Consider the following 12,683-nt stretch of genomic DNA (forward strand, 5'->3'; position numbering starts at 1 on the left):
TATAATAATGAAAGAATACAATTAAAAAACGGAATGAGTCCGATTGAATATCGAACTCATTCCGAGTAAAGATAGCCTTTTTTAAGTCTGTCTACTTGACAGGGACATATCCAATTTTGAGACAGCCCCTTATTAGTTTAATCAATTAAATTATATTTCTAAATAAGCTTATCTATTAATTAAAGAATCCCTGCCATTCTCATAAGTTGCTTTGCATTTGTAGTTTTACATCTTCCATCCTTTATTCTATAGTCAAAATGAATTTTATCATCTACATAGTACTCTGAGAAATGATAGTTCACAACTTCTACATCTCTACTACCTGAAAGGTCACATAACTCAAAATCATGTGTTGTAACCATACTTATAACCCATGGTCTTGATAATTTCTTCACTGCCTCACTTGCCCCAATAATTCTATCAGCAGAATTAGTTCCTTTAAAAATCTCATCTACTAGAACCAACATTGGTAACTCTTTCAAACTATATTGAATCATTGATTTTATTCTAAGAATCTCAGCATAAAAAGTTGATATTCCTTGGCTTACATCATCTTGTATTCTCATAGATGTGAATATAGCCATACAAGTTGCATCAAACCTCTTAGCACATACTGGTCCACCTGCATATGCCAACACTAAGTTTACGCCTATACTTCTTAAAAAGGTTGTCTTTCCAGACATATTTGAACCTGTAATAATACATGTCTGAGAATTTAATTGTATTGAATTTGCTATGACACTTTTTTCTTCTATTAAGGGATGGTATACTTCTTCAACTTCCAACCTTGGAGTATCTTCATATTTTATTACTGGAAAGCATGTATTTTCATTTACATGACCAATAACTGTTAAACTTATTAGAGCTTCAAACTCCCCAATAGATTCAAGCCAACCTCTAATTTGATTTCCATATATACCTTTCCATCGTTCTAAAGCTTCTGCACAATGATAGTTCCACATTAGAACACCACAGGCAATTATATATACTATCTGATTATATCTTAGATTTACAGCATTTCCTATTGAATTCAATTGTTTAACACCTTTTGAAACTCCACTTACCCTAGAAAGTTTCTCCTGTAATTCTTTTAAATAAGCACTCTCAAACGACTCTTTTTCTAAAACCTTAAACATTTTCTCATATACTTGTATACTTCTACTAAATGAAAATAATGGAGAAAGAGTTTGCATAAGTTTTGGATATCCAAAACCACTAAATCCTAATTGTATTATAAAAAGTAAAAAAACAGGTAAAATAGGTAAAAAACCTAATATAAAGAATATAAAAGATAAGATTGTTGCAGTAGGTAATCCCCAAGTAAAAATATGCATCCATTTTGGTATATATACATTTTTATTTTCTCCATACTCTATAAATGATTCTATGCTTCCATCAGAATTGTTTTTTTGCTCCTTACCAATTATATTACTAAGTGTTTGAATATGAATAGAAAAATCATCTTTTGATAAAAGTTCTTTTATCGCCATTTGTCTTTCTAATATTACCTTCTCATCTGGGTTTTCATTCCATAAGGACTTAGCCAAAAACTTTTTTCCATAGGAAGTATTAGCTACACAGATATATTGATATAGTGATGCTCTTCCAAACAAATCCAAATCTTTTGCTTGCGCACTTTCGTCTTCTAGGTATTCTCTACCATCTATTTTAAATTCCTTCCATCCGTCTCCAAATCGTTTAATATACTTATCTAATACTTCACTCTTGCTTTTAAAATATGTTTCCTCTTCTTTTACTTTATTATGAATAACTAAAAGTGATATAAATATTATTGTTGATACAACTCCAACAAAAATACCTATTATGTTTTTATTATAAAATCCAATAGCAAATCCTGCTATCACTATCAAAAAAGATATTAATCTTGCTGTGCTTATGTTATTTGACTTTTTACTTAAGAGCAATTCTTTTTCAGTAGCACTTTCTAAAAGTTTACTAAAATATTCTATTCCCATAAAAAATTCCAACTTTCTTATTATATAATGAAATTCAAATATAAAATTAATCTAGTATTATTTTAATCTAGTACTATACTTTAAATTATCCTTATATAATATATCTTATTAATAAACATTATATACAACTTGATTTTAATTTATAAGGTGTAGGATGTAAACCTAATCAATATTTAATTAAATGATGTATAGTTCACTATTATTCCTTTACTATTTAGTATCAATTAATTTTGATAATTTTTTAGTAAACTCTTGAGCTGCATCATATCCCATTCCTCTTTGTCTAAAATTCATTGCTGCTACTTCTAATATCATAGCAGTATTTCTTCCAGGTTTAACAGGTACAACCAATTTCTCTACATTAACACCAAGTATTTCTTCATATTCTTTATCCAATCCAAGTCTATCATAGTACTTAGTTTCATCCCAAGCTTCTAGGTGAACTACTAAATCTATCATTTTAGAATTTTTAATTGCCCCTACTCCATATAGACTTCTAACATCTATTATCCCTATTCCTCTTATCTCAAGGAAATGTCTTATCAGTTCAGGTGACTGACCCACAAGCATACTTTCATCCAGTTTTCTTATCTCTACAGCATCATCTGCAACCAATCTATTGCCTCTTTGAATTAATTCTAATGCTGTTTCTGACTTTCCTATACTACTTTCCCCCTTTATCAGCACACCTATACCATAAATATCTACTAATACCCCGTGAATTGTTGTATGTGGTGCTAACTTATTATCCAAATAATTTGACAGTCTATTTACAAGTCTAGTGGTATTTCTGTTTGTACTCAAAAGTATTCTTTTATATTTTTTAGCTTTTTCAATTACATCTGGCTTGATTTCCAAATCTCTAGAAATTATTAGAGCTGGTATTTCATATGAGAAAAATCTATCTAGTACTTCTTCTCGAATATGATTATCCATTAATCCAAAAAAATTATATTCTGTCTTTCCAACTATTTGTATCCTTTCATATGCAAAATAATCAAAATACCCTGCAAACTGTAATCCTGGTCTATTTATATCTTGAGAGTAAACATAATAATCTACATCATCTGGCATGTATACTATTTTTAATTTCAAGTCTTTTATTATCTCTTTTATTGATACCTTATTGCTAGTTTCCATTAATTTTCTTCCTTCCTAAAAAAATTATAAACATTCTCTGCAATGCTTTTATTCATCCCATCTACTTCTAAAAGTTCTTCCATAGTAGCTTTTTTTATAGCATCTACATCCTTAAAGTGATTTAATAATGATTTCTTTCTTTTTTCACCTATTCCTTGTATATCATCTAAGATAGATTTTGTCAAAGCTTTATTTCTTAAGCTTCTATGATATGTTATTGCATAATTATGAACTTCTTCTTGTATACTAGCAATAAATCTATATAAATTGGTTGTTTTATCTAGCTCTATTTCTTTTTCTTTACATATCAATCCTTTAGTTCTATGCTTATCATCTTTATACATTCCCCAAAGAGGTATATCTACATCATTAAGTTCTAGTACTTTTTTTACTGCACTAACTTGTCCCTTTCCACCATCCAACAATATCAAGTCAGGTAAATTTCCATGTTTTAATCTTCTATCTACAATTTCAGCCATAGAATCATAATCATTAGGACCAATGACTGTTTTTATTTTATATCTCCTATATTCCTTTTTATCTTTTTTAGCATTTGTATACACTACCATAGAACCAATCGAATCTACACCTTGTATATTTGATATATCATAAGCCTCTATTCTTATTGGCAACTTTTCTAGAGTTAGTATTTGCTTTAACTCTTCTAATGCTCCAATACTTTTTTCATATTTTCTTTTATTCATATCAGAAAATTTTTCAAGATACTCTACAGCATTTTTTCTAACCATTTCAACTAAGCTTTTCTTCTCTCCCTTTTGAGGAACTCTTATTGTTACTTTTTGACCCTTTTTATATGACAACCATTCTTCTAATATAGAACTATCTTCTATTTCATCTTCTATAATTAATTCTTTAGGTATATACTCTTGCTCATTATAAAATTGTTTTACAAATGAACTTAATATAGAAGCTCTTGGACTATCCATTACACCTTCTAATATAAAATGCTCCCTACCTACAATCTTACCATTTCTGATAAAAAATACCTGAACACAGGCTTCATTATGAGCTCTTGCCATTGCAACCACATCTTGGTTTAAGTCACTTACAGTAGCATCTATTTTCTGTTTCTGTATCATCTCTTCAAGGCTCTTTATTTTATCTCTATATACAGCAGCTTCTTCAAATCTAAAATTCATAGAACTCTCATTCATTTTTTCCTTTAAAAGCTCCATCAATTTTTCTTCTTTACCAGATAGACACATTATAATCTCTTCTATCATTTTTCCATACTCTTCTTTAGAAACATTTCCAGTACAAGGTCCTAAACATTTATTTATGTGTAGATTTAAACAAGGTCTTGTCTTATTCTTTATTGCTTTATCTATATCTATTTTACAGCTTCTTATTGGATACGTACTACTTATAAGCTCCAAAGTATCATTCACAGCAGTTATATTGGTATATGGTCCAAAATACTTTGCCTTATCTTTAAGAACTCTTCTAACTTTTAAGATTCTTGGATAATCTTCATTTGTAGTTACTTTTATATATGGATAAGTTTTATCATCTCTAAGCACTACATTATACTTTGGTCTATATCTTTTTATTAAATTACATTCAAGTATTAATGCCTCTAACTCTGAATCCGTTATAATATACTCAAACTTATATATATTCTTAACCATAGATTTTACTTTAGATGTATGGTTTTTTGAAGATTGAAAATACTGCCTTACCCTATTTTTTAAAGATATGGCTTTTCCCACATATATTATATGGTCGTATTTGTCTTTCATTAAATATACTCCGGGCTCAGAAGGTAATTTTTTTAAATGCTCTTGTATATCAAACATCTCGCCCTCCAAAACATTAAATTTTATACTAAAATTATACCCTAAAATATGAAATTTAAAAAGTTATACAATTTCCAGTATTTTAGACAAGTTAAAGTCCATATCCTCTTCTATAACTAATTTAAAAATAATTTTAAACGTGAAGAGTGACATGGACTTTATACTTTTGTTTACTATTTACAACTTGTATTTAACTAATTTACTTCTAACAGAGCAATTTAGTTTATATAATTCTAAGTTTTATCAGATTTTATATAATTTAAGAAAAATATTTCTTCAAGAATTGACCTGTGTAAGACCCCTCAACTTTAGATACTTCTTCTGGTGTTCCAGTTGCAACTATAGTTCCACCGTTATCTCCACCTTCTGGTCCTAAGTCTATTACATAATCACAAGTCTTTATGACATCTAGATTATGCTCTATAACTATAATTGTATTTCCTGTATCTGCTAATCTTTGTAATACATGGATTAGCTTGTCTACATCTGCCATATGAAGTCCAGTAGTAGGTTCATCTAATATATATAAAGTCTTTCCTGTTGGTCTTTTACTAAGTTCAGCAGCTAATTTTATACGTTGTGCTTCTCCTCCTGATAATTGAGTTGAAGGCTGCCCTAATTTGATATATGAAAGTCCTACATCCATTAAAGTCTCTAGTTTTCTTTTTATATTTGGTATATTTTCAAAAAACTCAACAGCTTCTTCCACATTCATATCTAGAATATCAGATATAGTTTTATCTTTATATTTTACTTGTAGTGTTTCTCTATTGTATCTTTCACCCTTACAAATTTCACAAGGAACATATACATCTGGTAAGAAATGCATTTCTATTTTTATTATTCCATCACCCTTACAAGCTTCACACCTACCACCTTTTACATTGAAACTGAATCTTCCTTTTTTATAACCTCTTGCTTTAGCTTCATTAGTAGCTGCAAAAATATCTCTTATAAAGTCAAATACACCTGTATAAGTAGCTGGGTTTGAACGAGGTGTTCTTCCAATTGGACTTTGGTCTATATTTATAACTTTATCTATATTTTCAATTCCTTTTATCTCCTTATGTTTACCAGCTCTTTGTTTAAGTCTATTTACTTTACTTGCAACACCTTTGTAAAGGATGTCGTTTATCAGCGTACTTTTTCCTGAACCTGAAACACCTGTTATACATGTAAACTTACCTAATGGGAATTTTACATCAATATTTTTCAGATTATTTTCTGATGCTTTAACTATTTCTATAAAACTTCCATTTCCTTCTCTAGTAGTCTCAGGAAGTAATATTTGTTTTTTACCACTTAGGTACTGACCTGTTATCGAGTTCTCATTTTTAATTATTTCATCTAAAGTTCCTTGCGCAACTATCTCACCACCATGTATACCTGCACCTGGTCCAATATCTAGAACATAATCAGCTTCTCTCATTGTATCTTCATCATGCTCTACAACAATTAAAGTATTTCCTAAGTCGGTTAGATGTCTAAGAGTAGCTATTAGTCTGTCATTATCTCTTTGATGAAGACCTATACTTGGCTCATCAAGTACATATAATACTCCAACCAATGCAGAACCTATTTGAGTTGCTAATCTTATACGCTGTGCTTCTCCTCCTGATAGAGTTCCAGCTTTTCTTGATAAATTTAAATAATCAAGACCAACATCTCTTAAGAACATAGCTCTCCCTTTTATCTCTTTTATAATCTCATGAGCTATAAATCTCTGTTTTTCTGTAAGGTTTATATTTTCCATAAAGTCAATCAATTCATTTACAGACAAGTTCGTAACTTCCATGATATTTTTTCCATCAACCAAAACAGACAAGACTTCCTTTTTAAGTCTTAACCCTTTACATTTTGGACATGGTCTTTCTGCCATATATTCTTCAATCTTATCTCTCATGTAGTCGGAGTTAGTTTCTCTATATCTTCTTTCTAAGTTTACTATTACTCCTTCAAAATATGACTTATAATTTCTAGTCCCTCCAAATTTTGATTCATAAGTAAATTCTACAATTATCTTGTCTTTACCATAAAGTAATTCCTCAACAAAATCCTCTGGCAAATCTTTAAATGGTGTTGTCAAAGATACATTAAAATGTTCTGCTAAGCTTTTTATCATTTTACTATAATAAGTATCATCATTAACACCTGTTGACCCCCATGCTGCTACTGCACCTTGTTTTATTGATAAATCTTTATTTGGCACTACTAATTCTGGGTCAACTTCTTTACTTTCTCCAAGACCATTACAAACATCACAAGCACCAAAGGGAGCATTAAATGAAAACATTCTTGGAGATAATTCTTCTATACCAATTCCATGTTCTGGACATGCAAATTTAGTTGAAAAAAGAATTTCCTCTCCATCTATTATTTGAGCTATTACAAGACCATCAGATAACTTAACTGCAGTCTCAATTGAGTCTGCTAGTCTAGATTCAATTCCATCTTTAATTACAATCCTGTCCACTACAACTTCTATACTATGTTTTTGGTTTTTGTTTAGGACTATATCATCACTAACTTCATAGTTTTCACCATTAACCCTAACTCTTACAAAGCCTTCTTTCTTGATATTATCCAATACCTTTCTATGTGTACCTTTTTGTCCTCTAACAATTGGTGAAAGTATTTGCAATTTCGTTCTATCTGGAAAATCTAACATTTTATCAACTATTTCTTGAATAGTCATTTGACTTATTTTTTCACCACATGTAGGACAATACACATCTCCTACCCTTGCGAATAATAATCTTAGGTAGTCATATATTTCTGTTACCGTTCCAACAGTAGAACGTGGGTTTTTTGAAGTAGTCTTCTGGTCAATTGAGATAGCTGGTGATAAACCCTCAATATATTCTACATTTGGTTTTTCCATTTGACCTAAAAATTGTCTAGCATAAGCAGATAAACTTTCTACATATCTTCTTTGACCTTCTGCATATATTGTATCGAATGCCAAAGAAGACTTGCCAGACCCTGACAATCCTGTAAAAACAATAAATTTATCTCTTGGTAATTCTAAATCTATATTTTTTAAATTATGCTCTTTTGCTCCTCTTATTATAATTTTATCTTCCATAATGTTGTTTTTACCTTTCTATTTTTCCAATTTTTCTTCTAATTGTTTCACTTTATCTCTAAGTTCTGCCGCTCTTTCAAATTGTAAGTTTTGAGCAGCTTCCATCATCTCTGATTTTAATTTTTCTATATTAGCTCTTATTTCGTCTTTATCATCTGTATTAGATATTCCATATACAACTTCTTCCTCTGCCACCTTAGTAGCTTCTATACTATCTCTTATATTTTTCTGTATAGTTTTAGGAGTAATATTGTGTTCTTCATTATATAAATTCTGTATATCTCTTCTTCTCTTTGTTTCATCAATAGCATTTTGCATTGAGTCAGTTATTCTGTCTGCATACATAATTACTCTTCCGTTTTCATTTCTAGCTGCACGTCCAATAGTCTGTATTAAAGCTGTTTCGGAACGCAAGAAACCTTCTTTATCTGCATCTAAAATTGCTATAAGTGAAACTTCTGGTATATCCAATCCTTCTCTAAGTAGATTTATTCCTACAAGCACATCAAATTTTCCTAATCTTAAATCTCTTATTATTTCTGTTCTTTCTAATGTAACTATATCTGAATGTAAATATTTAACTTTTATCCCTATTTCTTTAAGATAATTAGTCAAGTCCTCACTCATTTTTTTGGTTAAAGTTGTTATAAGTACTCTTTCATTTTTTTCTATAGTTTTAGTTATTTCTCCTACCAAATTATCTATTTGATTATTGATAGGTCTAACTTCTACAATTGGGTCTAAAAGTCCAGTTGGTCTTATTATCTGTTCTGCTATAGTCTCTGAGTGTTGAATTTCATAAGGTCCTGGTGTAGCACTTACAAACAACATCTGATTTATATTTCCTTCAAATTCTTGAAAATTTAATGGTCTATTGTCAAGTGCAGAAGGTAATCTAAAACCATTTTCTATAAGGGATGTCTTTCTAGACCTATCCCCTGCATACATACCTCTTACTTGTGGTATAGTAACATGTGCCTCATCTACAATTATTAAATAATCATCTGGGAAGAAATCCATTAAAGTATATGGTCTTTCTCCTTCTGACCTTCCTGTAATATGTCTTGAATAGTTCTCTATTCCCTGACAAAACCCTATTTCCTTTAACATTTCTATATCATACTTAGTTCTTTGTTCAATTCTTTGGGCTTCTAAAAGTCTATCATTTTCCTTGAAAAATTTAATTTGTTCTTGAAGCTCGTCTTCTATTTGTACAATTGCCTTTTCAATTCTTTCTGGAGTTGTTACATAGTGAGACGCGGGGAATATAACAACGTGATTTCTAGTGCCAACAATCTTCCCTGTTACATAATCAATCTCTGTTACTCTATCTATCTCATCACCAAAAAATTCTATTCTTATTGCTTTTTCATCGTTACTAGCTGGAAATATTTCTAGTATATCTCCTCTAACTCTAAAGGTACCTCTTGTAAAATTTATGTCATTTCTTTCGTATTGTATCTCTATTAACCTTTTTATTACATCATCTCTGTCTCTTTGCATACCTGGTCTTATAGATAACATAAGTTCTTTATAGTCTTTTGGGTCACCAAGTCCATATATACAAGATACAGATGATATTATTATAGTATCTCTTCTCTCTAAAATAGATGCTGTAGCAGAATGTCGAAGTTTATCTATTTCATCATTTATGCTTGCATCTTTCTCTATATAAGTGTCACTGTGAGCTACATATGCTTCTGGTTGATAGTAATCATAGTAACTTACAAAATATTCAACTGCATTGTCTGGGAAAAATTCTTTAAACTCACTGTAAAGCTGTGCTGCTAATGTCTTATTATGAGCCATTATTAGGGTAGGTTTCTTAACTTGTTGAATGATATTTGCCATTGTGAATGTTTTTCCTGAACCCGTTACTCCCAATAATGTCGAAAATTTCTCATTTCTATTTATAGAATCCACTATTGATTTAATAGCTTCTGGTTGGTCACCTGTAGGTTTGAAGTCTGATTTTATTTTAAAATCCATAGTATCACTCCTTTTTGCGAACATTAGTTCCTAACATGTATTATTATATCATACCTTTATAAAATTGTTTAAGTTATTTTAAATATTTTACCCATTTAAATTTTACTTAAATCTAAAACATAAAAAAAGACTCCTATCTTTGCAATAGAAGTCTATAATTCCTGTAAAATAAATACTTTATTCAACTTATATAATAAAATCAAATGCTTCTTTTTCAACTCCATCTAACTTTAAATCAAATATCTTTAATATAGTTGCTGCGTGTGCTCTCAAGTCGCCTTCCTCTATAACCACACCACTTTTAATATTGGGTCCAAAAGCTATAAAGGGAGGTTAATCTATCTAAGTTATTTACTATTATTTGAGCTGATATTCCAGAAGAATTTACATATGCATCAAAATTCTTAACTTCTCCATTTTCAACTGTTATAAATCCATTTGATTTAAGCAAAACATTTGGATTTATAACTTTATCAACTCTAAGATGACCGTGGTCCCCAAGTATTATAAAATTTGTATCTTCGTATATACCCGCATCCTTTGTAGCTTGAATTATATCTCCTAACCATTCATCATTCATTTTTAATGCTTTATTTACTTCATCATTAAATAAACCATAATTGTGTCGTGTGTGGTCCAATGTAGCCAAATGTATTAACATTAAATCTGGCTTATATTCCTTTATTATGTCTACTGAACAGTTTACTCCAAACAAATCCATATTAGGTTCTAATTTCCAATCAATATGATGACAATGTCTATTGTAAATACCGTCCATTATAACCTTACTGGAACTTCTTTCAAAAGTTTCTCTTGGGTCATCTTCTCTATTAGGAGCCCATATTTCTGCAAAAATATCATACCTACTTTACCATTTACAAAATCTTGCTTTGCTACATCCCAAGCATTATAATCTTCACCAGAAGGCATTTTCATTATTCCATCTTTCATCATATCTTGCCAAAACTTAACCGGTGCTTGTCCTGCTTCATTATTAAATGCTACTTTTTTACCATTAGTTATTTCTCCACCACTTTGCATTACCATAGCTTCATAGAACCAAATATCTATTGGTGTTTCAAAACCATAAGTATCTTCTGATTTATTTGTCATCTTACTAGCATAGTTTTTAAGCTCTTCCCATGACTTTGAACCTGAAGGGTCAAGCCCTGCTTTAGTTGCCATATCTTTATTTATGTATAATATTGGTGTACTTCTATTAAATGGCATTCCAACAAATTTATTCTCGTAATATGAATTTGTTAAAAGACCAGAAAAGAATTGTTCCTGGTATGTTTTATCAAAATATTTACTCATATCTACTAAAGCACCTGCTGATGCGAATGTACCTGTTTGAGTTATTTCTAATAGTGTTACATCTGGTTGGTCTTTAGAAGTTAAAGCTGCTTGCAATTTTATTGCATTTTCATAGTAGTCTTTCTGTTTTAGCATATTTACTTGGATATCTTTATGCTAACTATTAAATTGGTCAACCATTTTTTGTGCAGTTTCGCCATTAGTTCCACCATTTATACTCTCTAGCGTTGCTTTTTCTGGTCTAAATCCAAATTTGACATCATTTTTTATATCTAATATATTCATACAAGGATTCCCAATAAATTGAGCCACAAATAAATTTTTAGGATTTTGATATATCTTTTTTAGAGAACCTATTTGCATTATCTTTCCTTTGTTCATTATAACTATCTTATCTGCCATCGACATTGCCTCAACCTGGTCATGAGTTACATAAACATCTGTTATAAGTTTTTCTCTTTTTTCTTTTACTACTTTCTTGTTTTTAAGACCAAATTCTATGTTTTCTCTAACAGTCATATGTGGATATAATACATAGTTTTGAAATACCATAGCTATATCTCTTTTACTAGCATCCGTTTTTGTTACATCATTATCTTCAATTTTCAACTTACCTGAAGTTATATCTTCAAGACCTGCAATCATTCTTAATGTAGTAGATTTGCCACATCCACTTGGGCCTACCAACACTGTAAAAGAGCCATCTTCTATAGTAAGATTTAAGTTTTCTATAACGGGATTTTTTTTATTATAAGATTTTGTTACATTTTCTAGTCTTATATCTGCCATTTTTATCCTCCTAAAATATTTGATTTAATTCTACGATTTACCTATAGATTAATAATACTCTTAATTTGTAAAGGATATATTAAGACAAAGTGAATATATGGTAAACTTATTAAAATAAAGGTTAAATTACAAATATTTTTTGTTAAATATACTAAAGTTAAGCTGATATACTATTTATGTTAGATACAACTTTCTATATTTTTCATGTTCACTGTTTACTATCACAATATAATTTTAATTTAGAGGAGAGCATATAAAACTGTTTATTTTTATATGATTTGATTTGAAAATAAAAAAGACCTCTATGGGGGATAGAGGTCTTTAAGTGGGGGAGATTGAGTAATTTATTTTTGCTATATTAAGTTTTACAATTATATTATGTCCCAAATTTACAAGGTCTAAACATAAAAAATAAAACTTTTTCAATTTTAATAAATTTACCAAAAAAAAATTACGTGGCTACGTCCTACTCTCCCAGGCAGTTTCCCACCAAGTACCATCAGCGCTAGAGAGCTTAACTTCTGTGTTCGGAATGGGAACAGGTGTATCCTCTCTGCTATTGTAACCACA

General features: G+C 30.0%; 9 protein-coding genes and 1 rRNA gene. 1 reads left to right on the plus strand and 9 read right to left on the minus strand.

All coding sequences use genetic code 11. From position 1 onward, the window contains the following. A partial coding sequence (locus tag KGF42_RS20575) for an IS3 family transposase (RefSeq protein WP_413927039.1) occupies positions 1 to 69 on the plus strand: 69 nt, incomplete at its 5' end. 110 nt (positions 70 to 179) lie between these two features. On the opposite strand, the gene KGF42_RS17235 is transcribed toward KGF42_RS20575, so the two are convergent. From KGF42_RS17235 to rrf, 9 genes are all read right to left on the minus strand, one after another. Beyond that, complete coding sequence (locus tag KGF42_RS17235) at positions 180 to 1,976, minus strand: MutS-related protein (protein ID WP_227822936.1); 1,797 nt, start codon at positions 1,974 to 1,976, stop codon at positions 180 to 182. Positions 1,977 to 2,186: 210 nt separating this feature from the next. Continuing rightward, the gene (hprK, locus tag KGF42_RS17240) at positions 2,187 to 3,116 is read right to left on the minus strand and encodes an HPr(Ser) kinase/phosphatase (protein ID WP_227822935.1); all 930 of its coding nucleotides are present in this window, start codon (positions 3,114 to 3,116) and stop codon (positions 2,187 to 2,189) included. After that, entirely contained in the window at positions 3,116 to 4,933 is a 1,818-nt protein-coding gene (gene uvrC / locus KGF42_RS17245) for an excinuclease ABC subunit UvrC (RefSeq protein WP_227826763.1), read from the minus strand. Before uvrC ends, hprK begins: the two co-directional genes overlap by 1 nt. A gap of 259 nt (positions 4,934 to 5,192) precedes the next feature. Further along, positions 5,193 to 8,018 (minus strand): excinuclease ABC subunit UvrA, encoded by a 2,826-nt coding sequence (gene uvrA, locus KGF42_RS17250; protein ID WP_227826764.1) that lies wholly within the window; start codon positions 8,016 to 8,018, stop codon positions 5,193 to 5,195. 18 nt (positions 8,019 to 8,036) lie between these two features. Continuing rightward, a complete protein-coding gene (gene uvrB / locus KGF42_RS17255; protein ID WP_227826765.1) occupies positions 8,037 to 10,007 on the minus strand; it encodes an excinuclease ABC subunit UvrB in 1,971 nt (656 codons plus the stop codon). A 301-nt stretch (positions 10,008 to 10,308) separates the two neighbouring features. After that, positions 10,309 to 10,785: an alkaline phosphatase family protein gene (locus tag KGF42_RS17260; RefSeq protein WP_227826766.1), complete on the minus strand. Its 477-nt coding sequence runs from the start codon at positions 10,783 to 10,785 to the stop codon at positions 10,309 to 10,311. Continuing rightward, positions 10,785 to 11,471, minus strand: a complete 687-nt coding sequence (locus KGF42_RS17265; protein WP_413927040.1) for an extracellular solute-binding protein — start codon at positions 11,469 to 11,471, stop codon at positions 10,785 to 10,787. The genes KGF42_RS17260 and KGF42_RS17265 overlap by 1 nt, the downstream gene beginning before the upstream one ends. A 9-nt stretch (positions 11,472 to 11,480) precedes the next feature. Further along, entirely contained in the window at positions 11,481 to 12,113 is a 633-nt protein-coding gene (locus KGF42_RS17270; RefSeq protein ID WP_413927038.1) for an ABC transporter ATP-binding protein, read from the minus strand. A gap of 453 nt (positions 12,114 to 12,566) precedes the next feature. Beyond that, positions 12,567 to 12,683 (minus strand): 5S ribosomal RNA (rrf, locus tag KGF42_RS17275).

It is taken from the genome of Clostridioides sp. ZZV15-6383 (assembly GCF_020657735.1).
Taxonomy (GTDB): Bacteria; Bacillota; Clostridia; order Peptostreptococcales; family Peptostreptococcaceae; genus Clostridioides; species Clostridioides difficile_D.